Source organism: Streptomyces sp. AA1529 (assembly GCF_000280905.1).
Taxonomy (GTDB): Bacteria; Actinomycetota; Actinomycetes; order Streptomycetales; family Streptomycetaceae; genus Streptomyces.
In genome coordinates this window covers 1-23,547 of record NZ_ALAP01000001.1, presented here as the reverse complement: position 1 = coordinate 23,547, position 23,547 = coordinate 1, and the positions used below count along the sequence as shown (strand labels likewise).

The following is a 23,547-nucleotide window of genomic DNA, read 5'->3' as shown; positions in this document are numbered from 1 at the left end:
GTACGCGGACCCGGCGGAACGGAACGGCGTGGAAGGGAGCGACGGTCATGGCAGTCCGGCAGGTACGGCGCACATCCGGGGCGCGGGTCCGATGAGCGGTCTCACCGCCGCGGTGGCACTGCTGGGGGTCGCCCTGCTGGGAGTCGGTGCCCTCTACGCGGCCGCCCGTGCGCTGCGCGGCCCGGCCGGCCCGTTGCCCGCCGGGCCGTTCAACTCGGGGCTGGCACCGAGCGAGCACGCGGTCAGCCGCTTCCACGTCCGCTGGTACACGGTCACGATGCTCTTTCTCGCCTTCGACATGGAGATGGTGTTCATGTATCCGTGGACGCGTGTCGTCTCCGCGGTGGGGGCGAGCGCGGTGACGGAGATGTTCGTCTTCCTCGCGGTGCTGGTCGCGGGTGTCGTGTACGCCTGGCGGGAAGGCGCGCTGCGATGGACCTGACGGCCCTTCCGCTGCGGGCCGCCGCCGCCCGGCCGCACGTCCTGCTGGTGACGACACCGGGCGGTACGGCGACCCGGCTCGCCGCCGAGCGCCAACTCCGGCTCCAGGACCTGCCGCAGGCCCGCACGCCCGCGGAGGCCGACGTCCTGTTGGTCGCGGGCCCCGAGTGCCGCGGGCTGCGCCCGGCGATCGACCGGCTGTGGCAGAGCCTCCCCGCACCCCGTGCCCGGGCCCGTGCCGCCACCCCCGGTGTCCTCCCCGACGCGCTGGCACGCTGCCGTGCCGAACTCGCCGCGCCTCCCGGACGGCGGCACGCAGGCCATCGGCACGAGGACCGCGCGGGCGGCGGACCCGATGCGGGGTCCGAGGCGGGGTCCGCGGTGGGGTTCGGCAACGGGCGGGACGAACGTGACGGCCACGACGAGGACAACGGCCGCGACCACGGTGGCCACGGCTCCGACAGCGATCACGGCTCCCACGGTGGCCACGGTTCCCATGGCGATCACGGCTCCCACGGCGATCACGGCTCCCACAGCGATCACGGCTCCCACGGTGACTCCGAGCCGCCCTGGGGACTGCCGATGGCCGGGCAGGGGGCCGACCGGGACGGGTTGACGCTCGACCGACTCCACGTGCCGTTGGGACCGTTCCTCGCCGACTGGCCGGACGGGCTGACGGCCCGCCTCACCCTGCAGGGCGATGTGGTCCAGCGACTGCGGTTCGCGTGGCCGCCCCTCGGAGATCGCCCCACAGCCGCCGGGCCTCCGTTCTGGGGAGAGCCCTGGGCCCGGGCCGCCGCCGGGGAACGCGTCGACGCGGGCGAGGGGGCGCGGCGGCGGGCCGCCGCCCACGCGGACAGCCTCGGGCGGCTGCTGGCGGTCGCCGGATGGACGAGGGCGGCGACCACGGCCCGGCGGCTGCGGGACGACCTGCTCGACGGCGCGTCCAGCGCCCGGCTGAGGCCGGGCGTGCGGCGGTTCGCGCGCCGGGTCGGCCGCTCCCGGACGCTGCACTGGCTGACCCGCGGCACAGGGGTGCTGACCGCCGAGGCCGCGCGGGACGCCGGGGTGACCGGGCCCGCCGCATGGGCCGACGGGGACGTCCCCGCCCGCTACCGGACCTGGCTGGCGGCCCTGGTGCGGGACGTGGACCGGCTGGCGGACCGGACACCGCTGGACCCGGCCGAGGAGGGCCCGCGGGGTGGCGCGGCGGACGGTCGGTGGCCGTCGGCGGCGCTGGTGCGGGTGCTGCCGGAGTTGCTGGAGGGAGCCGAACTGGCGGCGGCACGCCTGGTCGTGGCCAGCCTGGACCCGGACCCCGACGAACTGGTCGCGGTACCGCGGGAGGTGGGCGCGGGTGACTGAGACCGCAGCCTGGTGGTCGCTGCTGGCCGCGCCCGTGCTGTTGCTGGCCGGGGCGGTGCTGGCGGTCGCCGGGGACGCGCTGCTGGCCGCACGGGACGCGGGGCGCCCGGCGACCGTCCGGACCGCGCTGCGCCCTCTGCTGGAGGTGCCCCGGCTGCTGGGCGCGCAGCCCCGGCGGCTTCCGGCCGCGGACCGGCTGCTGTGGCGGCTGGGGGTGGTGACCGTACCCGTGGCGGCGGTGCTGTCCGCCCTGGTGATTCCGTTCGGCGGGACGGCGGTCGCCGATCTGTCGGTCGGCGTCGTGTGGTTCAACGCGATGGAGGTGCTCACCTGGGCCGGCCTGTGGCTGGCCGGCTGGGGCCCGAACGCGGCGTTCTCGCTGATCGGCGGCTACCGCTTCGTCGCCCAGGGGCTGGCCTACGAACTGCCGCTGATGTTCGCCCTCATCTCCGCCGCCACGGCGGCCGAGTCGCTGCGGGTGGGCGACATCGCGCAGGCCCAGCACGGCCTGTGGTTCGCGGTGTGGATGCCGGTCGCGTTCGCCGTCTACCTGGCGGGTGTGCTGGCGTTCAGCTTTCTGGGGCCGTTCCGCTACCCGGCGGGCGAGGACGTCGCCGCGGGGGTGCTGGGGGAGACCTCGGGAGCCGACCGGCTGCTGCTGGAGGCGGGCCGGTGGCTGTGGCTGACGTCCGGCGCGGCGATGGCCGTGCCGCTGTACCTCGGCGGCGGTGCGGGGCCCGGACTGCCCGGCTGGGCCTGGTCCGCACTCAAGACCCTCGCGGTGCTCGCCGGGCTGGTGTGGGTGCTGCGCCGGATGCCGGTGGTGCGGGCCGACCGGTACGTCGAGTTCGCCTGGGTCGTCCTGGTGCCGCTGACCCTCGTGCAGGTACTCGTGCCCGCGCTGCTGGTACTCGGACGCTGAACTGCCGCGATCCCGTCGGCAGCCCGCCGACGGCCGACCGAAGGAGGAGGGACGACGTGGAATCCGTGCTGCTGGCGGTGCTGGGCGTGCTCGCCCTGGCCGGCGGTGTGCTGGTCTTCCGCTGCGACTCGATGGCGCGGGCCACTTTCGCGCTGCTGCTCTCGCTGTGCTGCGTCGGCGGCGTGGTGGCGCTGCTCGGACTGCCCTACCTGGGTGTGGTGACCGTACTGATGATGATCATGGAGATGGTGGTGATGGCCGTCTTCATGATCGCCTACATGATGAACCCCGCGGGCCTGATGCCCATGTCGATGCTGCACAACAAACGCGGCTCGTCGGCCGTCAGCGCCGCGGTGTTCGCCGCGCTCGTCGCCGCGGTCTTCTTGGTGCCCTGGCCGGCGCGGCGGGGCGGGCCGCCGCCGGACACCACCGTGCAGGTCGGCAGGGCGCTGATGGGCGGACAGATGCTCACCATGATCGTGCTCGGTTTCGTGCTGCTGGCCACGATCGTCGGGGCCACCGTGCTGGCCACTCGGCGGGGCCGCTACGACCGCTTCGGCGACGCGCTCGAGCGGCGTACGCCCCGGGACCCCGTCGGGGGAGGAGTGGGACGGTGACCTTCGAACTCGTCTGCGTACTCGCGGCCGGCCTGTTCAGCGTCGGGCTGTTCGGGGCGCTGTCCCAGCAGTCCATCGTCATGATCATGATGGGGATCGAGCTGATGATCGGCGGCATCATCGTCGCCGCCGCCGCGTTCTGGCACTTCCTCGCCCCCGCCGGTGCCGACGGGCAAGTCGTCATCGTCGCCGCGGTGGTGGCGATGGCGGTCGAGATGGCCATGGGGTTCGCCGTCACGACCGCGATCTACCGCGCCCGCCAGGTCGACATGACCGACATGGCGGAGGACCTGAAGGGATGAGCGCACTGCTGTGGGCACTGCTCGCCCTTCCCCTCGGCGCCGGCACCGCGCTCTGCCTCGGCGGACGCCGCTGGAACACCCGCGCCCCGATCGCCGCCCCGGCCGCCGGGGCCGCGACGCTGGCGCTGGCCGTCGCCGCCGCGGTCACCCGGCCCCAGGCGAGCGCCCCGCTGTTCGCCGGGATCCGGGCCGGACTGCGGGTGGACGGACTCTCGGCGGTCATGGTGGTCACCGTGGCCGCGGTCACCACCGCCGTGCTGGTCTTCTCCGTCCGGGAGGCGGGCCCGGACGAGAACCGTGGGCGCTACTTCGGACTGCTGCTGCTGTTCGCCGCCGCCATGCTCGTCACCGTCACCGCGACCACACTGGCCCTGCTGCTGATGGCCTGGGAGGTGATGGGCGCCGCGAGTTGGGCCCTGATCGGCTACCGGTGGCGGCAGCCGGGCCGGGCGCGCGCCGCGGACACCGCGTTCCTGACCACCCGGGCCGCCGACCTGGGCCTCTACCTGGCGGCGGGAGCCGCCCTGGCCGGAGGCGTCGGCTCCCTGCAACTGGCCGCGCTGCCGCAGGCCGACGGGGTCTGGCTGCACGTGACCGGCGCCGGCGTCGTCCTCGCGGCGCTGGGCAAATCCGCGCAACTGCCCTTCTCCTTCTGGCTGTCGCGGGCGATGGAGGGCCCCAGCCCGGTCTCCGCGCTGCTGCACTCGGCCACCATGGTCGCCGCCGGCGCCTATCTGCTGCTGCGGCTGTCCCCACTGCTGACCGCGACACACTGGGCCGGTCCGCTGACCGCCTGGACCGGTGCGCTCACCGCACTGCTGCTGGGCGTGGTCGCCGTCGCCCAGCGCGACGTCAAACAACTGCTGGCCGCCTCCACCTCGGCGCAGGTGGGCTTCATGGTGCTCGCGGCGGGCAGCGGGGGAGTGGCCGCGGGCACCGTGCAACTGGTCGCACACGCCGCCGTGAAGTCCGGGCTGTTCCTGGCCGCCGGAATCTGGCTGACCGCGCTCGGCACCCGGCAACTGCCCGCGCTCCGTGGCGCCGCCCGGCGGTGGCCGTCGGTGGGTGCCGCCTTCGCGGCGGGCGCGCTGGCGCTGGCCGGGCTGCCGCCGCTGTCGTTGTGGGCGGCCAAGGACCAGGTGCTCGGCGCCGCCCGCGCCGACGACCCCGCCCTGTACACCATCGCCCTGGCCGCAAGCGCCCTCGCGGCGGTCTACAGCGTCAAGGCGCTCTGGTACGTCACCCGCCCGCTGCCCGGCGAACCGAACGCCGGGGGCCACGGGGACGCCGTCGAACGGCCCGGCCACCGGCAGCGCCCCGCCCTCTCCGCGCTGCTGCCGCTGTGGGCGCTCGCCTGCGCCGGGGCCGTCCTGGGGGTGCTCGTCCTGCCCGGCCCCGCCGACTGGCTCAGCGCCCTGCTCGGCACCGGTGACCGGCCCCCGCTCCACCCCTGGGAAGCCGTCGTCTCCGCAGCGGTCGCCCTCGGCGCGGCGGGCGCCGCCTGGACATGGCTGCCGCGCGTCGCCCGCTCCCAGGGCGCCGCCTCCCGCCCGCGCCCCACCGTGCGCTGGGCCGAGCGCTGGCTGGGCCTGGACCGCGCCGCACATCTGCTGCTCGTACGGCCCGTCATGGCACTCGCCCGGGCGCTGGCCGCCTTCGACGACCGGGTGGTGGACGGCGCCGTACGGCAGCTCGGGCGCGGCGGCCTGGCCCTCGCGCGGCTGGCGCGCCGGGCCGACGACCGCGGGCTGGACGCCGCCGTCGACGCGGTCGCCGCCGGGGCCCGCCGCCTCGGCTCCTGGGCCCGGCGCCCGCAGACCGGGCTGCTGCACCAGTACTACGCCCAAGCCGTCGTCGGTTTCGCGGCGCTGACCCTGCTCGTGCTGTTGGTGAGGTAATCCACTCGTGCTGACCGTCGTCACCTTCCTCCCCCTGCTGGCCTGCGCCGTACTGGCCCTGCTGCCGCGCGCCGTCCCGGTGCCGGACCGGGTCTGCTCCTGGGTGTGGATCGCCACCGCCGCCGCGGACCTGGCCCTGGTCGTCGCCGTCTGGGTCCGGTTCGATCCGCACGGCGGACTGCAGTACGAGCAGCGGGCGCGCTGGATGCCCGGCGCCGGGGTGAGCTACCACGTCGGCGTGGACGGGCTGTCCCTGCCGCTGATCGCGATGGTCTGCGTCCTCTTCCTGGCCGCCGCCGTCCACATGCTGCGCGAGACCCGCCGGGTGCGCGCGCTCGCCTGCCTGTTCCTGTTCCTGCAGACCGTCAGCGTCGGCCTGTTCGTGGCGCTCGACCTGATCCTGTTCTTCGTCTTCTTCGACCTGTCCATCGTCGGCATGTACTTCGTCATCGCGGGCTGGGGCCACGGCGAGCGGGCCCGCGCGGCGGCGCTCAAGTTCTTCCTCTACACCTTCGTCGGCTCCCTCGCCCTGCTGCTCGGCTTCATCGGCCTGTACCTGGCCGCCGATCCGCACACCTTCGACCTCGTGGAACTGACCCGCAGCAACCCGCTGGCGGGCCAAGGCCTGTACGCGGGCCTGGTACTGCTGGCCGTCGGTGCCGGGCTCGCCGTCAAGACGCCCACCGTGCCACTGCACACCTGGCTGCCGCCCGCCCACACCGAAGCGCCCGCCGCCGGCTCCGCGATCCTCGCCGGAGTCCTGCTGAAGATGGGCACCTACGGGTTCGTGCGCATCGCCATGCCGCTGCTGCCCGGCAGTTGGCGGCAGTACGCGCCGGTGTTCGTCGTCGTCGGCGTGGTCTCCGTCGTCTACGGCGCACTGGTGGCCCTGGCCCAGACCGACCTCAAACGCATGATCGCCTACACCTCCGTCAACCACATGGGCTACGTCGTGCTGGCGATCGGCGCCGCCGGATCACTCGCCGGAAGCGACGCCCAGGCCCGCTCCCTGGCCGTCACCGGAGCCGTCGTCCAGATGGTCAGCCACGGTCTGCTGACCGGCGCCCTGTTCCTGCTCACCGGAGTGCTGTACGACCGGGGCGGCACCTACGCGCTCGACGCCTACTCGGGGCTGGCCGCGCACACCCCCCGCTTCGCCGCCGCCACCGGGGTCGCCGCGTTCGCCAGCCTCGGCATCCCCGGCTTCTCCGGCTTCATCGCCGAGTTCCAGATCTTCACCGGCAGCCTGGCCTCCCAGGCCACCGCGACCGGCATCGCACTGCTGGGCATCCTGCTGAGCGCGGCGCTGTTCCTGCGCGCCCTGCGCTCCCTCTTCCTCGGCCCGCCCCGGCTGCCCGCCGGAATCCCCCTGACCGGGCTCGCCGACCTCCGCACCCGGGAGGCCGCCGCCACCTACCCGCTGCTCGCCCTCGCGCTGGCCATCGGCGTGCTTCCGCGGTTCCTGCTGGACGTGGTCGAACCGGCCGGACGCTCCGTGACGGAACTGGTGGCACGGTGAACCAGAACGTCGCCGCACTCCTCCCCGAAACCTTCCTCGCCGCGGCAGCCGTCTGCGGCCTGCTCGCCGGAAGCTGGCTGCCCCGCAGGCGGCAGTGGGCGGTGGCGGCACTGGCCGCCACCGCGTGCCTGGCCGGTATCGCCGCCACCGGCCACACCATGGCCATCGGCCGGGAACAGACCGTCTTCGACACCACCTTCGCCGTCGACGCGCCGACGAACGCCGGACGGCTGACCGTCCTGACCGCGCTGCTGCTCGTCGTCGCGATGTCCGCGGATTCGCTGCGCGGCCACAAGCGGGAGAGCGAGTACTACGTCCTGCTGCTGCTGACCGGCACCGGCACCCTCGTCCTGATCGGCGCCGACGACCTGCTGACACTGTTCGCCGGCTATCTGCTCGCCAGCGTCCCCGCCTACGCGCTCGCCGCGTTCGCCAAGGACGCCCCGGGCACCGAAGCCGCCCTGAAGTACTACCTGTTCGGAGCGCTGCTGGGCACCGTCATGCTCGCCGGAGTCGCACTGCTGTACGCCGCCGCCGGCGCCACCGGCTACCGCACCCTGCGCGACGGGCTCCCCGGCGCCGACCCCGCGCTGGTCGCCGCCGGCCTGGTCGCCGTACTGGCCGGGCTGCTGTTCAAGGCCGGTGCGGTACCGGCCCACTTCTGGGTCCCCGACGTCACCGAGGGAGCCGCCCCACCGGTCGCCGCCTACGTCACCACCCTGCCCAAGATCGGTGCGCTGATCGCGGGATACCGCCTGCTCCACCAGGCCCTGCCCGGCAGCGGAGTCGACTGGCCGCTGCTGCTCGCCGTACTCGCCGCCGCCTCCATGACCTGGGGCAACCTCGCCGCGTTCTTCCAGACCGACGCCAAACGGCTGCTCGCCTACTCCACCATCAGCCAGATCGGCTACCTGCTGATGGCGCTCTCCGTCGCCACCCGCACCGACCTCGCACAACGCGCCCTACTGCTCTATCTGGCCGCCTACGCCCTCACCAACCTCGGCGCGTTCGCCGTCGTCACCGCCCTGCCGCAGGCACGCTCCCTGGACCACTACCGCGGGCTGGCCGGACGGCGGCCAGGACTTGCCGCCGTCCTGCTCGTCTGCCTGCTGGGCCTGGTGGGCACCCCGCCGACCGGCGTCTTCCTCGGCAAACTGGAGATCTTCACCGCGGCCGTGGACGGCGGCCGACCCTGGCTCGCGGCGGTCGCCGTCGCCAACACCGTCGCCTCGCTCTTCTACTACCTGCGCTGGCTCGCCCCGGTGTTCCGGCCCGGCGGTGCCCAACGACACGCGGTCACCGGCCGGATGACAGTCGGCACCGCCTACGTGGCGGGCGCCGGTTCGCTGCTCCTCGGCCTGGCCGGCGGCCCGGTCCTGCCGCTCACCACCGGCCCCCTGCTGGGCTGAACGCTCAGCCGCCGGACGGCCGCCCCGCACCGAAACCGCCGTCCCGCACCCGGGCCACGAACGCCTGCCAGGCGGGGGTGGGGATGAGGAGGGCGGGGCCGGAGGGATTCTTGGAGTCCCGGACGGGGAGGGCGGGGCCGGGGTGGTCGACGGCCACTTCGAGGCAGTTGCCGCCGTTGTTCCCGCTGTAGCTGCTCTTGAGCCATGCCGCGCAGGGGAGGCTGCTCGCACTTGTCATGGGGTAAGTTCCTTTGCCGTTGCCGCCATCAGATCGACGGAAGCTCTTGGGGACAGGGCGTCGGCCATCAGGAGATCATAGGCTCGACGGGCGGCCCCGACCTCCACCTGACGGGCATATACCTGGCCGCGCACGATGCCGTCCATGTACACCACGTCGGGTCCGACTTCCTTCTTCATCGTCAGCCCTGCGAAAGCCCCGTTGAGCCCGGCGTGAGCGCCTGCGGTGAACGGCAGCACCTGGAGTACGACGCGGGGATCGGCCGCGCATGCGAGGAGGTGCTCCAGTTGACGCCGCATGACCTCGGCTCCGCCGATCGGCCGCCGCAGGATGCTCTCATCGAGTACCGCCCAGATCGCCGGCGGTGACTCCTCTTCCAAGATGTGCTGGCGGGTGAGGCGAGCAGCGATCAGCTCTTGTGCGTGAGGGAGCCTTCCGCCGTCGAACACCGCGCGGACGTATTCCTCGGTCTGCAACAGCCCCGGAACCACCTGGTTCTCGAAGTTCCAGATGCTGACGGCTTCCTTCTCCAGGTCCACGAACGGGCGGAACCAGTCCGGGTAGGCGTGCTCGATCACGACCGGCCACAGGCGGGCGAACGTCCCACCCGTGCCCAGGACCTCGTCACAGCGCTGGGCGAATTCCTCGCTCGGGACGCGGCTGGCGGACTCGATCCGGGAGACGTACGAGTGGGTGCAGAAGGTGCGGCGGCCCAGTTCGGCCTGGCTCAGTTCGGCCTCTTCTCTCCTGATCCGCAACTCGGTGCCGAAGTAGGCGAGGGTCGACACCTTCGGGTCGGCTTTGGGGTCCGTGTCCTTCCGGCGCTCTGCCGTCATTCCGTTCTCCGCCTCTTGACAAGCACAGGTGCACAGCGATTGCTCTCCACATGGCTATGTCCGGAGCGCCACGGTAGGGGCACGGAAAGTGAAAGTCCCCTGAGAAGGCGCAGTTCCATGGCAGATCGCCGACGTACCCCGACGCTGGCCAAGCTCCGCGAGGCGGAGGGCACCCATGAGCGGCTGCGGGCCGCGCTCGCGGAGGCGGGCATCATGCTGCCGTCCCTTCGCGTGGATCTGGCTTCCTGCGCGGACAGGTCGCTGCGCGGCCCGCTGCTCGAACTGGGCGGCTGCAATCTGGCCACGGCCGAGAAGCTGGTTGAGGCGCTGGGCGGAAAGCCGCGTTGAGCCGTGGTGAGTGGCGGCCGGGCGAGGTCGTCAGCGACCTGGCCCGGCGCACGGCGGGCATCGTCCACTCGGTCGGTGAGGACGGCTCGGTGCGTCTCGTGCGGCCCGGCGGTCCCGCGTGGCACGCCGATCCCGACGACCTGCGGTCGGCGAGCCGCGCCGAGGTGATGTCGGTCAAGCTGGCGACGGCCAACCACCGGTGGGGGGCTGTAGCGCCGCAGCTGCGGATGGGCTTGCACCGCGCCCTCGGAGGGGGAATTCTGACTCCTTCCGGGGCGCCGTGCCGATGGCGGGGCGGGAAGCGGACCGGCCTACAGGAACGGGGAGTTGACGTGTGGGAATGCGGACGCCCGCTGGGAACGGCATTACGGGGCGGCATGGTCGCGCTGCTGCTGTCGGTCGTGCTCGTGGGCTGCGGGGACGGCGAGTCAGGCCATCCGACGGGCTTGACCCCCGGCGACGCGACCACGAGTGCGGCAGGCGGCAACGAAGGGGCGGAGTCCCCGAGCGCCGCACCTGAGTCCCGGAACCGCAAGTATGTCGCCATGACCATGGAGGGCGAGCTGCACGCCATGCTGTCATTCCAGGTCTACCCGGCGGGCGGTCAGGTGGTCGGGAAGTACACCCTGATCCACTTCGATGGCTCGGGCCGTGAAATCCGGACGAAGACCGACTTCAACGGCCGCGGCACCGGCACCATGTTCGAGTTCGAAGGCCTGACCGACTATGGGAATGTCAAGGGGACTCTCTCCGAGGACCGAACCCGGTTGAAGCTCGACCGCACCTTCGGTGTGGAGAAGACGCAGTGGACGATCCTCTCCTCCGAGGACGCGTTCGAGTCGACCGTCAAGAAGTATGCCAAGCGGTTCGAGTCCTGTTCCAAGAAGAAGGACTACAACCCTTGTGAGGACGTGACCTGATCCGCGCGACCGGAGGACGGCTCGCGGGACGAGCGCACGCGCAGTGGCTGGTATTACTGGGGCATGCAGGAAGAGACGGCACGCTCCGCGATCGACACGTTCATCTCCGCGTTCAACGCCTCGGACGACCTCTATGTGACTGCCCTGCTCTCCCAGGCCCTCACCTCAGACGTGGTCTTCTGGGGGCCGTTGGGCCGCAGCGAAGGAATCGCGGCGGTGGAGCGGTTCGTGCTGGACATCCGACGCCACCCTGCGGGGACCGGCACGATGGTGCGCTGCTCAGCGGTGGACATGCCGGACGAGTGGGCCCGGTACCAGTGGGTCTTCACCACACCGGACGGAGGCCCCCGCCTGGCGGGAACGGACGTCGTCCATCTGCGACGGAGCCTCATCGACCAGGTCATCGTCTTCGCGGGGGAGATCGAGCCGTCCGCCTCCTGAGTCGTTCCCCTGTCGACGCCCCTTCGTGAACCTGTTCCGTTCAGCACTCCGGGGCCGGCGGTTCGCGGTCGGTCAGGCTGCGGCGTCGAGGGGCGTCAGCCCCGGCGGATGCCCTTCTCGCCGCCGCTGCGGGCGCGTTCCTGCACTTGCCACAACGCCTGTTACCGACCGGCAGGAACGGTCGCAGCCGTTCCCGCTCGGCATCCGTCAGCTCGCCCCGCCCCATGTACACATCAGCGACACGACGGCGAAGCAGTCACGTGATCGGCCGGACCAGTGCGGGTCGAATGGCGGACGGAGGAGTACGCCCCGGCCGTCATTCCATGCCCTTCTTGCCTGGCGTCCAGAACGGTTTGGTCAGGACCGCGCGCCGGTCCCAGCCCGCTTCCTGGACGAGAACCCGCCGCACTGCTTGCACGTCCCGTGCCTCTCCGGCGACATATGCGATCCCGCCGGGTTCGGGAGCGAGTCGTCGTACCGCGTCCGGCAGTGACGTCTCGCCCCGGAGTACCCAGTCCAGCCGGTCGCCGCCTGCCAAGGGCAGCCGGTCCGCAGCTGTCGCCGTCTCGATGCACCCGGAGACGACGGCTTCCCGGGGCAGCGCCGCGAGCATCGCACCGAACGCGACCGAGGCCGTCTCGTCGCCGACGAAGAAGTGGCGTGCGACATCGGGGCGCAGTGTGAAGGTGCCCTCGGGGCGCCGCAACCGCACCTGGTCGCCCGGTGCGACGGCACGGCCCCATCGGGCCCCCGGTCCGCCCTCTGCGTGGTCCAGTACGCCCAACTCGACGACGCCGGACGGGTCGTGGTGCCAGATCGAATACGTACGGAGGGTGAGTCCGCCGACCAGGACACGCACCTGCTGGCCCGGCAGCACCTCCAGACCGGCCAGTTGTCCGCTCTCGATGCGCAACCGACGTATCCGGGCGGTGAGCTGCTCAGCCTCGGTCACAGTGCCGCGTACAGTCAGCAGATCGAGGACGGGGTTCAGAACGGCGGGCATGAAGGACTCCTCAACGGGGGCGGGGTGCCGTACTCAGCGGGAGGCGAAACGCGATAGTACGCGTTTACCAGAGGTCGCGATAGTGCGTGTTGGGGCGGCATTCCCGTGACCGGCGAACGCGGCCGGCGTCGCCACCGGCGGAGCGACCGGCGGAGCGACCGGCGCAGGCCGGAGACCAGGTCGACGGGGGCGGACGGGATGATCTTGGCGGCCTGCCACGCCGTGGGCGAGTGCCGGCACGGCCAGACCGGTGCCGGCCGAGATGATCAGAAGTCAGCAGGCGTGCTTCCAGGGCGGGGTGCGCCCGGTGCCGAATCACGGTTCGCCGGACGGGTCACGTGCCGCGCCGCACCGGTAGGCGGATGCCTAGGCGTTGGCGGTCGCCAGACCGCCGAGGTCGTAGTGCTTGGCATATCCGTTCTCGACACCCACGAGAATTTCGACGACCTCGAAGTAGTGGTCCCAGAAGGGCGTCTCGCGCAACGCCTCGACGACCAACTGGAAGGACTCGTGATCGCGTGCCTCCCAGACCCAGATGTCGGTGACGCGGGCCGTGTAGAACTCGGTGTCGAAGTAGCGCCAACGTACGCCCTCGGCCTTGTCCTTGAGGGCGGGCAGAACGCTTTCCTGGAAGGCGGCGACGCGCTCCGGTACGGACAGCTCCAACCAGGCCCGATTGGTCTTGAGGAGGATGAACGCTGTTACGGCGGGCTCGAAGTCGGACATGGGGAGTCTCCTCGCAGGGTGCTGGATGGTGGTCACGATGAGCCTCGACCAGGCTGGGGAGGTCGGATTCCAGCCGGGAAGCTTGCGCGTGCGGGCGCCCGTGACCCTTGCGGCGAGGACGGGCGTGACCTTCACCAACCGGTTTCGGTTCACCGTGTACCGAAACACTAGGGGGTATCGATACATGGTGTCTAGTTATCCGGCGAGGTGCTGATCCGGTCGGGCGGTCTCGCTACCATGGCGGGATGATCGAGACGAAGCGCCGCGGTGGCCGACCCCGCAGCGAGCAGGCACGCGAGGCCGTCCTGCATGCCGTCGACGATCTGCTGGTCGAGGTCGGCTACGCGGCGATGACCATGAAGGGCATCGCCATGCGGGCGGGCGTCGGGCGGCAGACCGTCTACCGCTGGTGGTCGACGAAGGCGGAGATCCTCTTCGAGGCGTGTGTGGACGACGCGGAGGAGGAACTCGCCGTCGCGCCGTCGCGTACCCGGCTCGCCGAGGTCACGTCCTACCTCGACGCGCTGATGCGCTTCCTCGCCTATTCGCCGGCTGGAGCCGGCTACCGCGCCCTGCTCGCGGCCGCGCAGCACGATCCGGCGGTGAAACGGCTGATCGCGACCAAGGACGTTCTCAGGGACAGCGCGGGGACCGTCCTGAACCGCATCGACCCGTACCGGCCGGCCGGTGACCATGCAATCGACCGGCTGATCGGACCCACCTTCTTCTGGATCATGAGCGGGCGCGACCCGGCGCAGCTCGACATCCACGGGCTGGCACGAAACTTTCTCCATGGTTTCGAGTCTGAGGAAGCCTGAAGGCGAGCCCGCCATGCCGTTCCCGGCCGCATACCGACGGCTGTCATCGGTTTTCCGTAGCGGACCGTCTTCCACGGGCCGAACCGTTCGGGCAGGTCACGCCACTGCACGCCGGTCCGCACCCGGTGCAGAATCCCGTCGACCACCTGCCGGCCGGACAAGACCTAGGCGGCCGTCGGCGACGGCTTCCGCGCGGAGGCGTCGCGCCGCGGGGCGAGGAAGAACGTCATCGTCACGCCCAGGTACAGCACCCAGACGACCAGCTGGAGGACGGTGGGGTCGGGCTGGAAGTTGAAGACGCCCTTCAGCAGGGTGCCGTACCAGCTGTCCGGCGGGACGGCGGAGCTGATGTCGAACGCCTTGGTGCTCAGGCCGCCGAGGAAGCGGGCCTCCTGGAGGTCGTGGACGCCGTAGGCCAGTACCCCGGCGGCGACGACGACCAGCATGGCGCCGGTCCAGGTGAAGAAGCGGGCGAGGTTGATCCGCAGGGCGCCGCGGTAGAAGAGCCAGCCGAGGACGACAGCGGTGGCGAGGCCGAGCAGGACACCGACCAGGGGCGTCGCGCTGCCCTCGCCGCTGGCCCGGACCGAGGCCCAGACGAACAGGGCCGTCTCCAGCCCCTCGCGGCCCACCGCCAGCAGCGCGGTGGCGACCAGCGCTCCGGTGCCCATCTGGAGGGCCGCGTCCAGCTTGCCGTGCAGCTCGCTCTTGAGGTGCCGGGCAGTGCGGCGCATCCAGAAGACCATCCAGGTCACCAGCCCGACGGCCAGGATGGACAGCGAGCCGCCGAGGGCTTCCTGGGCCTCGAACGTCAGCTCCTGGGAGCCGAACTCCAGGGCGGCGCCGAAGCCGAGAGAGATCGCGCAGGCCGCCGCGATACCCAGCCAGACCGGCCGCAGGGCGTCCCGCCGCCCGGTCTTGACCAGGTAGGCCACGAGAATGCAGACGACCAGGCTGGCCTCCAGACCCTCCCGCAGGCCGATCAGATAGTTACCGAGCATGCCGGACCTTCCTCCACCTTCGCTGACACCGCCGCCGACCGGATCCCTGCGCGCACGAGCAGCTCACGAGAACAGCTCGCGTCCCCACCAGTCGTCCTTGCCGCGGACGCCCGGCGGGACGGCGAAGAGGGCCGAGCCGACGTGCTGGATGTACTCGTTGAGCGCGTCGTGCCGCGCCAGGCTGCGCTGGATCGGGATGAAGCCGCGCCGCACGTCCCGCTGGTAGGCCAGGAAGAACAGCCCCGCGTCCAGCCGCCCGAGCCCGTCCGTGCCGTCGGTGAAGGAGTAGCCGCGGCGCAGGATGCGGGCACCGTGGTGCGCGTCCGGGTGGGCGAGGCGGACGTGCGAGGTGGGCAGCATCGCCTTGCGGAACGGCTCGTCGTGTTCCTTCGCCTTGCCGACGGGCGCACCCTCGCGCTTGTCCCGGCCGAAGATGTCCTCCTGCTCCTTGAGCGAGGTACGGTCCCAGGTCTCGATGTGCATCCGGATCCGCCGTGCCACCAGGTAGGACCCGCCGGCCAGCCACGCCGGGCCGTCCTTCTCCGCCACCCACACGTGCTCGTCCAGCGCCTTCTCGTCACTGCCCGAGACGTTCCGGGTGCCGTCCTTGAAGCCGAACATGTTGCGCGGGGTCTGCGCGTCCGGCGTGGTGGAGGAGGTCTTGCCGAACCCGAGCTGCGACCAGCGGATGGCGGCCTTGCCGAAGGCGATGCGGGCCAGGTTGCGGATCGCGTGCACCGCCACCTGCGGGTCGTCCGCGCAGGCCTGGACGCACAGGTCGCCGCCGCTGCGCGCCTTCTCCAGCTTGTCGCCGGGGAAGGCGGGCAGGTCGACGAGCGCCTCGGGGCGCCGCTCCGCCAGCCCGAACCGGTCCTTGTCGAAGAGGGAGGGGCCGAAGCCGACGGTCAGTGTCAGCCGGGAGGGCTTGAGGCCCGCCGCCTCGCCCGTGTCGTCCGGCGGCGACTCGGGGACCGGGCCGAACGCGCCCTCGCCGACCGCGTGGCCCGCCGTCATCCGGGCGGCTGCCGTCGTCCAGTCCTTGAGGAGCTGGATCAGCTCGTCCCGGTCCTCGGTCGTCACGTCGAAGGCGGCGAAGTGCAGCCGGTCGGGCACGGCGGTGGAGATCCCGGCCTGGTGGGCGCCGTGGAAGGGCACCGCCTGCCCGGCGGAGGCGGGAGTGGCGTCCGCCTCGTCGTTGTGCAGCGCGGTGGCCGTTCCGCCGGCCGCCACCGCGCCCAGGGCCAGCCCGGCACCGCCCCAGCCCAGCAGCGCGCGCCGCCCGACGGAGGACCGGGTGCCGTCGGCTGCGGCACGCGCGTCGTCCTGCGGACGCGCCTCCGGGGCCGGTGCGGCGGCCGGTTCCGCCTCCTGCCGGGCGGCCGGCTCCGGCACGTCCCGGCTGTCCGCCTCCGGGCCCCGCCCGGTGCTGCTGCTGTCTTCTTCCGCTGTCACGGTCGCGCTCCTCGGGCTTCCACCGTCCGTTGCCCCCGGGGGGCCGGTGGCCGGTTGCTCGTGGTCACTTGACGACGGCCGCGGCCAGCTTCGAGAGCGGCTCCGCCAGCGCGTTCACACCGTCCGAGAGCTTCTTGCGCTCGGCCTTGCCGATCTTGTCGTACGAGGTGAACGCGTACTCGTCCGCGTCCTCGCCGTCGTCCTCGCGGTAGGTGTCCAGCAGCTCGTCGAGTGCGGCGAACTGCGTGTCCAGCTCCTTGACCAGGGCGGCGTCGTTCTTCTTCGCGACCGGCTCGAGCAGCTCGTAGGACTTGTGGGCGCCCTCCACGTTGGCCTTGAAGTCGACCAGGTCGGTGTGGCTGTAGCGCTCCTCCTCGCCGGTGACCTTGCCGGTGGCGACCTCGTCGAGCAGCTCCTTGGCGCCGTTCGCCATGGAGGTGGGGGTGATCTCGGCCTTGCCGACCTTCTTCTGCCAGGTGGTGAGGTCCTTGACGAGCTGGTCGGCCAGCTTCTTGTCGGTCGCGGTGATCTTCTCGTTCTTCCACAGCGACTTCTCCAGGCGGTGCCAGCCCGTCCAGTCCTTCTCCGGGTCCTGCCCGTCCTCCAAGCCGTCCTCGCGCAGGTCGACCTTCGGGTCGAGGGTGCCGAAGGACTCCGCGACCGGCTCGGTGCGCTCCCAGCCGATACGGGAGGGCGCGTACAGCTTCTTCGCCTTCTCCAGCTCGCCGGCCTTGACGGCCTCCGCGAACTTCTCGGCCTTGGGCAGGGTCAGCTCGGCCTGCTCCTGGACGTAGTCCCGGTAGGCGGAGACGGCCGCGTCGAGCTTCGGGTCGCGCTCGGCGGACTTGCCGCCGCCGGTCGCCTCGACCTTCTGCCGGATGCCGTCGCCCTTCATGCCGGGCTTGCACGCGATCTCGTAGTCGCCCGCCTCGACCTCGGCGGTGATCTTGGCTTTCGTGCCCGCGCCGATGTTCTCCCGCTCGGTGACGATCCGGCCGTCGGGGTACAGGACGTAGACCTCGGTGACCTTGGAGCCCTTGTTCTCCACCGCGAGCTGGACGTGTCCCGCGGGGAAGGTCTTGCGGGACACCTCGCAGGAGTCGTCGGTTGCGGTCACCTCAATGGCACCGTCGCCACCGGCGTCCGCCTTCTCGGCGCACCCGCTGACGGCGGCGACGGATATCGCGGCCAGGGCGGCACTGACGGCACACAGGCGGGCGGGACGCATACGGACTCCAGCTGGGGACGAGGTGGCGCGAGCGGGCCTCCAAGGTGAGGCGGGCCTAACTTAGCCGGACCTTACCCCAGGGTCCAGCGAGCGAAGCTCCCGGTGACCGGGCTCACTGTCCCGGCCGCGCGCCCCCGGTCCCCGCTCTCGTCCCCGTCCCGGGTGCGGCTCGGCGGGGCCGGCCGGACCCGGTGGCAGCGGAAGGCCTCCGACTGCCTTCCGTGATCACCTCGTCATGGAGGCTCCCTGGATTTCAAACCCCTTCTGTACGACAGTAGTTGTCCGATCGAGCCGCACGTCAGCAGGCCGACGTCCGCCACCTCACCCTGTCCTGGAGCCGCCGCCCATGAGCCACCAGATGCCCGAGACGACCGGGGCCAAGGCCCATTCGGCCCGGATGTACGACTACTTCCTCGGGGGCAAGACCAACTACGGTCCGGACCGGGAGGCCGCGGCGCAGTCGGTGGCCGCGTTCCCGAACGCCCTGACGGCGGCACGCGAGAACCGCGAGTTCATGCACCGTGCCGTCCGCTATCTGGCGCGTGAACAGGGCATCCGGCAGTTCCTGGACATCGGCACCGGCATCCCCAGCGCCCCCAACCTGCACCAGGTCGCCCAGCAGGAGGCCCCGGGATGCCGCGTCGTCTACGCCGACAACGACCCCATCGTCCTCACCTACGCCCGTGCCCTGATGAACGGCACGACCGAGGGCGCCACGGACTACATCGAAGCCGACGCGCGTGACCCCAAGCGCATCCTCGACCACGCGAACGCCACGCTGGACTTCGACCAGCCGGTCGCCCTCTCGCTCGTCGCGCTGCTCCACTTCATCGCCGACGAGGACGACCCGCAGGGGATCGTCCGCACCCTCGTGGCCCGGCTCGCTCCCGGCAGCGCCCTGATCCTCTCGCACGGCACCGACGAACTCGACATCACCCTCCGCAAGGTGTTGGAGATCTACCGGGCGCAGGGCATCACCCTGCGGTTCCGCGACAGGGAAGAAGTACGCGAGTTCTTCTCCGCGAACGGCTTCCCGCTCGTCGAGCCGGGCATCGTCGCCACCTGCGACTGGCACCCGGAGCTGGTCGACAGGCTGGACGGCATCCGCCGCCCGGTGGGGTCGATCAGCCCCGAGGAGGTCGGCTGCTGGGCGGGAGTGGGGCTCAAGCCGACGGAGTAGGAGCGGTGCCGCGCGGGCGCGGCCCGGTGGCGCCGCCGCAGCCGTGTCCGCCGGTCCTGGAGCGGGCATCGGCTCCCGGGCCGGGCCTCACAGCAGGTCGACGACGCTCGGCGGCGCGAACAGATGCCGGGCGCGGTGCTCCAGCACGAAGCGGTGCGGCAGGTGGACCATCTCCGGGGAGGTGCACTTGGCGCACTCCGGGTACGAGGCGGGGATGTCGTCCGTGTGCTCGGTCGCCAGGTGCTCCGCCAGGCGGATCTGGCTGGTGAGGACGGTGTCGAACGGGTCGCAGTCGAATGTCGGCCCGTACTCCTCGCGCGCCGCGTTGGTCACGTCGAGGGCGTGCTTCATCGCTTTGTACAGCTCGGTGCACTTCTCGCACCCCCACATCCACACGGGAGGGAGCGGCCAGGCATCAGCGGGGTCGGCGTCCCTGTGGTCCATGCCGTTCACAGTAGCGAGGGGCGATGGAGCCGTCAGCGAGACGGCCGAATTGATGCGCGGTGCTTCCGCTCGCGCCGGCAACCCGGTGGTACGCGGACGGCCGCCGGGCTGAACCGGTCGGCCCCACACGTCAGTTGAGTCGCCCTTCGGGGAGCCGGTAGGGGCCGCGGCCGCACGGTTCCCTCGCCGGGCCCGCGGGAGCCGCCGCCGAATGCCGGGGCTGGGCATGCGGCGGGGTTCGGGATCGCGAATGCCCGCACCCGCGGCCGTCCGCCCGTGCCGGCATGGGTGCCGTCGCGTGCTGCCGGTACCGGAAGCCGGCCGTGCCGCCGGGCTCCGGCGCCGGGCTCCGGCGTCGGCCGGCCACCATCCGGTCGGCCGTCCGGCGGCGCGGGGGCGACCGGACGGTGCCGGACCGGCGGCCGACCGGGTGGTGCGCGGCGCCGACCGTTTGTCCGCCGGCCCGGGCGGCAACCGGAGCGATATGTCGTCCGACCTGTTCAGCAAGGGAACCCGGCAGCGCCCCCGCCTGCTCCGCGCGGTCGAGAACGGTCCGGGGCGGCTGCCGCTCGCCGCGCCGCTCGACGCGCTGGGCAGGCTCCGCCTCCTCGATCCGGCGGTCGGCCCGCTGCGCGCCGCCGTCCGGAAGCTGCCGCTGAGCAGCCCGGCGCGCGACGTGCTGCACGGCCGGTGGCTGGGGCATCCGCTGCACCCGGCGCTGGTGCAGCTCCCGATGGGTGCGTGGATGTCGGCCGGACTGCTGGACCTGCTGCCCGGCACCCGCCGCGCCGCCCGGGTCCTGGTCGGCGTCGGGGTGCTCACGGCGCTCCCGGCCGCGGCCACGGGCGCCACCGACTGGGCCCGGCTGCACCAGCCGCAGCTCCGTACCGGTCTGGTGCACGGGCTGGCCACCAGCGCGGCCCTGGGCCTGTACACGGCCTCGCTCGTGGCCCGGCTGCGCGGCCGGGAGTGCAAGGGGCGGCTGCTGGGTTTCGGCGGGCTGACCGCTGCCGGTGCCGGCGCCATGATCGGCGGGCACCTGGCCTACCGGCAGGCGGCGGGCGCCAACAAGGCCCAACCGGTGCCCTGTCTGGTGGGGCCGGGCTGGCACCGGGTGGGGAAGGTGGACGCCTTCCCCGTCGGACAGTCGGCGAGTGCCTCGCTGGGCGAGGTCGAGCTGCTGGTGCACCGCGAGCACTCCGGGGCGGTGCGGGTGCTGGCGAACCGCTGCAGCCACGAGTCCGGACCGCTGTCGGAGGGGACGGTGGCCGACGGGTGTGTGACCTGCCCCTGGCACGGCAGCACCTTCCGGCTCTCCGACGGCTGGAACGTCGGCGGCCCGGCCACCGCGCCCCAGCCCGGCTTCGAGACGCGGGTGGGGGACGACGGGGTGCTGGAAGTGCGCCTCCGGCAGTCGTGACTCCCCTCCCCGCCCGGGAAGGTCCACCCCCGTGCGGGTGACAGCAAGTACGGGGCGGCGGTGCTCCCGTGCGTGCCGCCGCGGCCGTACCTCGCCGGCTGTCCGGGCGCCTCGTGCGCCACACCGGGAGCAGCAAAATGCGCCGAACAGAATAAATGGTGCAAATATGGACGTCGGTGTGGGCAAAGGTGCCGCAGGGCACCGGTGGACCGGGAGGCGCGAGGGTGAACGATCCGGCGCAGACGACGTGCGGTACCCCTACGCCGCCCGCAGCCGCTGACACGGCCGCCGACACGGCCGCCGACACCGGCGCGGGCTGCGCCGCTGGCCCGGGCGACGGCTCTCGTGACGGCTTCGCGCAGGTGGGCGCCGTCGCGGACGCCATCTGCTACGAGGGATACCTGCTCTACCCGTACCGCCGCAGCTCCCCCAAGAACCGGGTGCGCTGGCAGTTCGGCGTCCTCGCCCCGCGCGCCTGGGCCGAGGCGCACGGCAGCGGACAGCCCGGCGTCTCCGGAGCCGCCGAGTCCTGGTACCAGCAGACCCACTGCCTCTGCGACGCGGCGCCCGACGCCGTCCTCCGCGTCCGGGTGCGCTACCTCCAGGCCCAGTACAAGAGCGTGCAGCGGCGCACCGGCGCGGACGGCGCCTGGGAGCCGGTCGAAGCCCTGGACACGGACGGCGAACTGCACCTCTCCTTCGAGGAGGCCGTCCCGCGCGAGGCCGACATCGAAGTGCCCGTCGCCGACCTGCTGGCCGGTCAGCGCTCCTTTCCCGTCGGAGCCCCCGGCGGCACGGACACGGCCCCGCTCACCACCCGCAGCGGTCCGGCGGCCCGCACCGAACGCCGCCGCCTTCCGGTACGGGCCCGCACCACCCTGCGGGCCGAACGGACCGGCGGCCCGGCCGGACCGCTGCGTCTGACCGTCCGCACCGAGAACACCGACGGCACCGTCCCCGCCTCGGCGCCGCGCGAGGAGGCGCTGCGCAGCGCGCTGCTCGCCACCCACACGCTGCTCGGCGGCGACGGCCTGGAGTTCCACTCCCTGATCGACCCGCCCGCCCGGGCCCGGCCCCACGTCGCCGGCTGCCGGAACGAGTTCACCTTCCCGGTGCTCGCCGGGGACGAGCACGTGCGGTCGACGATGTTCTCCTCGCCGATCCTGCTCGACGACCACCCCCGGATCGCCCCGGAGAGCCCCGGTGACCTGCACGACGCCGCGGAGATCGACGAGATCCTCTCGCTGCGCACCTTCCTGCTGACCGACGAGGAGAAGCGCGAGGCGCGGGCCACCGACCCGCGCGCCGCCGCCATCCTCGACCAGGTCGAGAACATGCCCGAAGAGGTCCTCGCGGGGCTGCACGGCACCATCCGCTCCCTGGAGCCCGCCGTACCCGGCCCCGCCGCGGTGCCTCCCGGGCCGGTGCCCTGGTGGCAGGAGGGCGGGGACGAGGGCGTGTCGCCGGCCACGGACAGCGTGCTGGTCGACGGCGTACCGGTGCGGAGCGGGCACCGGGTACAGCTGCGCCCGCGCCGCAGGGGCGCCGACGCGCACGACATGTTCCTGGCGGACCGTGCCGCACACGTCGCGGGCGTCTTCCACGACGTGGACGGCAGCGTGCACCTCGCCGTCACGCTGGACGACGATCCGGCCGCCGAACTGCACGACTGGTACGGCCGCTACCACTACTTCCGACCGGACGAGGTGCGGCCGCTGAGCGAGGACCACCGGGAGGCGCGGCCGCCGACCGGGTCGACGGGAGGAGAGGCCGGATGAACCCCGTCCACGTGCCGGAGCACGACCACGCGGGGGCCGGCCGGCGCTCCGGCGGCCACCGCGCCGCCGGGTCCGCACGTCCCGGGCCGCCGCCGGCGGCCCCCGTCCACGACCGCATGCGGGACCGGTTGCAAGGGAGGCCGAGGAGATGACCACAGCGAGCGGCACCAGGCACACGAGCGAGCACCCCGCCGACGGGCGCGGCGGCATCGGTGAGATCGACATCCTGTGGATCTCGGAGGGCATGAGCTGTGACGGCGACACGGTGTCGATGACGGCGGCGGACCAGCCCGCCATCGAGGACGTCGTCCAGGGCCTCATCCCCGGGCTCCCCAAGATCAATCTCTACAACAAGGTGCTCTCGCCCACCCTCGGCGGCGAGGAGTTCCTCGCCCCCTTCCGGGCTGCGGCACGCGGCGCCTCGCAGAACCCGTTCATCCTCGTCATCGAGGGATCGATCCCCAACCAGAACATCATCGAGGGCGACGGCTACTGGACCTCGTTCGGCAACGACGAGGACACCGGCGAACCCCTCACCCTCAACTGGTGGCTCGACCACCTCACCCCGCACGCCTGGGCCGTGGTGGCGGCCGGCACCTGCGCCACCTACGGCGGCATCCACGCGATGGCGGGCAACCCCACCGGCTCCATGGGCCTGGCCGACTACCTCGGCTGGGACTACACCTCGCAGGCCGGGCTGCCGATCGTGAACGTGCCCGGCTGCCCCATCCAGCCGGAGAACTTCATGGAGACCCTCACCTGGGTGCTCTACCATGCGGCCGGCGCCGCGCCGCCGCCTCCGCTGGACGACAAGCTGCGGCCGCAGTGGCTGTTCGGCCGGACCGTGCACGAGGGCTGCGACCGGGCCGCGTACTACGAGCAGGGCGACTTCGCCAAGGACTACAACTCGCCCAAGTGCCAGGTGAAGGTGGGCTGCTGGGGCCCGGTGGTGAACTGCAACGTTCCCAAGCGCGGCTGGATGGCGGGGATCGGCGGCTGCCCGAACGTGGGCGGCATCTGCATCGGCTGCACCATGCCCGGCTTCCCGGACGCCTTCATGCCGTTCATGGACGAACCCACCGGCGGCAGCCTCTCCGCGACCCTGATCCGGCCCTACGGCGCGTTCATCCGGCGGATGCGCGGCATCACCAACTTCGCCGTGAACCAGGAGCCCAGGTGGCGCCACAACGAACCGGCGCTGACCAGCGGTTACGACCCGCACTGGCGCTCCTGACCCCCTG

At 72.3% G+C, this 23,547-nt stretch carries 24 protein-coding genes and 1 pseudogene; 16 read left to right on the top strand and 9 right to left on the bottom strand.

Translation table 11 applies throughout. The features are described from left to right. Window positions 1-91 precede the first annotated feature (91 nt). The 8 genes from A949_RS0100125 to A949_RS0100090 are packed head-to-tail and all read left to right on the top strand — an operon-like array spanning window position 92 to window position 8,473. A complete protein-coding gene (locus A949_RS0100125) occupies window positions 92-442 on the top strand; it encodes an NADH-quinone oxidoreductase subunit A (protein ID WP_019353981.1) in 351 nt (116 codons plus the stop codon). Next, window positions 433-1,806: a hypothetical protein gene (locus A949_RS0100120; protein WP_019353980.1), complete on the top strand. Its 1,374-nt coding sequence runs from the start codon at window positions 433-435 to the stop codon at window positions 1,804-1,806. The genes A949_RS0100125 and A949_RS0100120 overlap by 10 nt, the downstream gene beginning before the upstream one ends. Then, the gene (locus tag A949_RS0100115) at window positions 1,799-2,728 is read left to right on the top strand and encodes a complex I subunit 1 family protein (protein ID WP_019353979.1); all 930 of its coding nucleotides are present in this window, start codon (window positions 1,799-1,801) and stop codon (window positions 2,726-2,728) included. The genes A949_RS0100120 and A949_RS0100115 overlap by 8 nt, the downstream gene beginning before the upstream one ends. Window positions 2,729-2,784: 56 nt before the next feature. Continuing rightward, the gene (locus A949_RS0100110; RefSeq protein WP_019353978.1) at window positions 2,785-3,345 is read left to right on the top strand and encodes an NADH-quinone oxidoreductase subunit J; all 561 of its coding nucleotides are present in this window, start codon (window positions 2,785-2,787) and stop codon (window positions 3,343-3,345) included. Beyond that, complete coding sequence (locus tag A949_RS0100105; RefSeq protein WP_019353977.1) at window positions 3,342-3,647, top strand: NADH-quinone oxidoreductase subunit NuoK; 306 nt, start codon at window positions 3,342-3,344, stop codon at window positions 3,645-3,647. The genes A949_RS0100110 and A949_RS0100105 overlap by 4 nt, the downstream gene beginning before the upstream one ends. Then, window positions 3,644-5,545 (top strand): proton-conducting transporter transmembrane domain-containing protein, encoded by a 1,902-nt coding sequence (locus tag A949_RS0100100; protein ID WP_019353976.1) that lies wholly within the window; start codon window positions 3,644-3,646, stop codon window positions 5,543-5,545. The genes A949_RS0100105 and A949_RS0100100 overlap by 4 nt, the downstream gene beginning before the upstream one ends. 7 nt (window positions 5,546-5,552) lie before the next feature. Beyond that, a complete protein-coding gene (locus A949_RS0100095) occupies window positions 5,553-7,064 on the top strand; it encodes a complex I subunit 4 family protein (protein ID WP_019353975.1) in 1,512 nt (503 codons plus the stop codon). Then, complete coding sequence (locus tag A949_RS0100090; RefSeq protein ID WP_019353974.1) at window positions 7,061-8,473, top strand: NADH-quinone oxidoreductase subunit N; 1,413 nt, start codon at window positions 7,061-7,063, stop codon at window positions 8,471-8,473. Before A949_RS0100095 ends, A949_RS0100090 begins: the two co-directional genes overlap by 4 nt. 4 nt (window positions 8,474-8,477) lie before the next feature. On the opposite strand, the gene A949_RS0100085 is transcribed toward A949_RS0100090, so the two are convergent. Both A949_RS0100085 and A949_RS0100080 read right to left on the bottom strand, forming a co-directional pair. Further along, a complete protein-coding gene (locus tag A949_RS0100085) occupies window positions 8,478-8,711 on the bottom strand; it encodes a DUF397 domain-containing protein (RefSeq protein WP_019353973.1) in 234 nt (77 codons plus the stop codon). Next, window positions 8,708-9,547: a helix-turn-helix domain-containing protein gene (locus tag A949_RS0100080; RefSeq protein WP_019353972.1), complete on the bottom strand. Its 840-nt coding sequence runs from the start codon at window positions 9,545-9,547 to the stop codon at window positions 8,708-8,710. Before A949_RS0100080 ends, A949_RS0100085 begins: the two co-directional genes overlap by 4 nt. Before the next feature lie 117 nt (window positions 9,548-9,664). Here A949_RS0100080 and A949_RS0100075 point away from each other — a divergent pair, with 117 nt between their 5' ends. The 3 genes from A949_RS0100075 to A949_RS0100065 all read left to right on the top strand — a co-directional run bounded on the left by A949_RS0100075 (window position 9,665) and on the right by A949_RS0100065 (window position 11,256). Next, window positions 9,665-9,895, top strand: coding sequence for a hypothetical protein (locus A949_RS0100075; protein WP_019353971.1), 231 nt, complete (start codon window positions 9,665-9,667; stop codon window positions 9,893-9,895). Continuing rightward, window positions 9,892-10,815, top strand: coding sequence for a hypothetical protein (locus A949_RS37870; RefSeq protein WP_158687515.1), 924 nt, complete (start codon window positions 9,892-9,894; stop codon window positions 10,813-10,815). Before A949_RS0100075 ends, A949_RS37870 begins: the two co-directional genes overlap by 4 nt. 63 nt (window positions 10,816-10,878) lie before the next feature. Next, the gene (locus A949_RS0100065; RefSeq protein WP_019353969.1) at window positions 10,879-11,256 is read left to right on the top strand and encodes a hypothetical protein; all 378 of its coding nucleotides are present in this window, start codon (window positions 10,879-10,881) and stop codon (window positions 11,254-11,256) included. Between the two features lie 316 nt (window positions 11,257-11,572). Here A949_RS0100065 and A949_RS0100060 read toward each other — a convergent pair whose 3' ends face one another. Further along, complete coding sequence (locus tag A949_RS0100060; RefSeq protein WP_019353968.1) at window positions 11,573-12,259, bottom strand: siderophore-interacting protein; 687 nt, start codon at window positions 12,257-12,259, stop codon at window positions 11,573-11,575. Between the two features lie 366 nt (window positions 12,260-12,625). Continuing rightward, window positions 12,626-12,985, bottom strand: coding sequence for a darcynin family protein (locus A949_RS0100055; RefSeq protein ID WP_019353967.1), 360 nt, complete (start codon window positions 12,983-12,985; stop codon window positions 12,626-12,628). A 245-nt stretch (window positions 12,986-13,230) separates the two neighbouring features. Here A949_RS0100055 and A949_RS0100045 point away from each other — a divergent pair, with 245 nt between their 5' ends. Then, window positions 13,231-13,803 (top strand): TetR/AcrR family transcriptional regulator, encoded by a 573-nt coding sequence (locus A949_RS0100045; protein ID WP_019353965.1) that lies wholly within the window; start codon window positions 13,231-13,233, stop codon window positions 13,801-13,803. Between the two features lie 62 nt (window positions 13,804-13,865). On the opposite strand, the pseudogene A949_RS35960 reads toward A949_RS0100045, so the two are convergent. The 4 genes and pseudogenes from A949_RS35960 to efeO all read right to left on the bottom strand — a co-directional run. After that, window positions 13,866-13,955, bottom strand: a pseudogene (locus tag A949_RS35960) (transposase); the annotation flags it as partial. 12 nt (window positions 13,956-13,967) lie between these two features. Continuing rightward, window positions 13,968-14,804 carry an iron uptake transporter permease EfeU gene (gene efeU / locus A949_RS0100040; protein WP_019353964.1) on the bottom strand — a complete coding sequence of 279 codons (837 nt, stop codon included), beginning with the start codon at window positions 14,802-14,804 and terminating at the stop codon, window positions 13,968-13,970. Between the two features lie 63 nt (window positions 14,805-14,867). Beyond that, on the bottom strand, window positions 14,868-16,256 hold the full coding sequence (gene efeB / locus A949_RS0100035) for an iron uptake transporter deferrochelatase/peroxidase subunit (protein WP_019353963.1): 1,389 nt from the start codon (window positions 16,254-16,256) through the stop codon (window positions 14,868-14,870). 64 nt (window positions 16,257-16,320) lie between these two features. Beyond that, the gene (efeO, locus tag A949_RS0100030) at window positions 16,321-17,484 is read right to left on the bottom strand and encodes an iron uptake system protein EfeO (protein ID WP_019353962.1); all 1,164 of its coding nucleotides are present in this window, start codon (window positions 17,482-17,484) and stop codon (window positions 16,321-16,323) included. Window positions 17,485-17,830: 346 nt separating this feature from the next. Here efeO and A949_RS0100025 point away from each other — a divergent pair, with 346 nt between their 5' ends. Continuing rightward, window positions 17,831-18,664 carry an SAM-dependent methyltransferase gene (locus tag A949_RS0100025; RefSeq protein ID WP_019353961.1) on the top strand — a complete coding sequence of 278 codons (834 nt, stop codon included), beginning with the start codon at window positions 17,831-17,833 and terminating at the stop codon, window positions 18,662-18,664. 87 nt (window positions 18,665-18,751) lie between these two features. Here A949_RS0100025 and A949_RS0100020 read toward each other — a convergent pair whose 3' ends face one another. Next, a complete protein-coding gene (locus A949_RS0100020; RefSeq protein WP_019353960.1) occupies window positions 18,752-19,108 on the bottom strand; it encodes a hypothetical protein in 357 nt (118 codons plus the stop codon). 484 nt (window positions 19,109-19,592) lie between these two features. Here A949_RS0100020 and A949_RS0100015 point away from each other — a divergent pair, with 484 nt between their 5' ends. The 3 genes from A949_RS0100015 to A949_RS0100005 all read left to right on the top strand — a co-directional run bounded on the left by A949_RS0100015 (window position 19,593) and on the right by A949_RS0100005 (window position 23,540). After that, a complete protein-coding gene (locus tag A949_RS0100015; protein ID WP_037705623.1) occupies window positions 19,593-20,528 on the top strand; it encodes a Rieske (2Fe-2S) protein in 936 nt (311 codons plus the stop codon). A 224-nt stretch (window positions 20,529-20,752) separates the two neighbouring features. Further along, window positions 20,753-22,306, top strand: a complete 1,554-nt coding sequence (locus A949_RS0100010) for a hypothetical protein (protein ID WP_019353958.1) — start codon at window positions 20,753-20,755, stop codon at window positions 22,304-22,306. Window positions 22,307-22,454: 148 nt separating this feature from the next. Continuing rightward, window positions 22,455-23,540 (top strand): hydrogenase expression protein HypE, encoded by a 1,086-nt coding sequence (locus tag A949_RS0100005; RefSeq protein ID WP_019353957.1) that lies wholly within the window; start codon window positions 22,455-22,457, stop codon window positions 23,538-23,540. The last annotated feature ends 7 nt before the right edge of the window (window positions 23,541-23,547 follow it).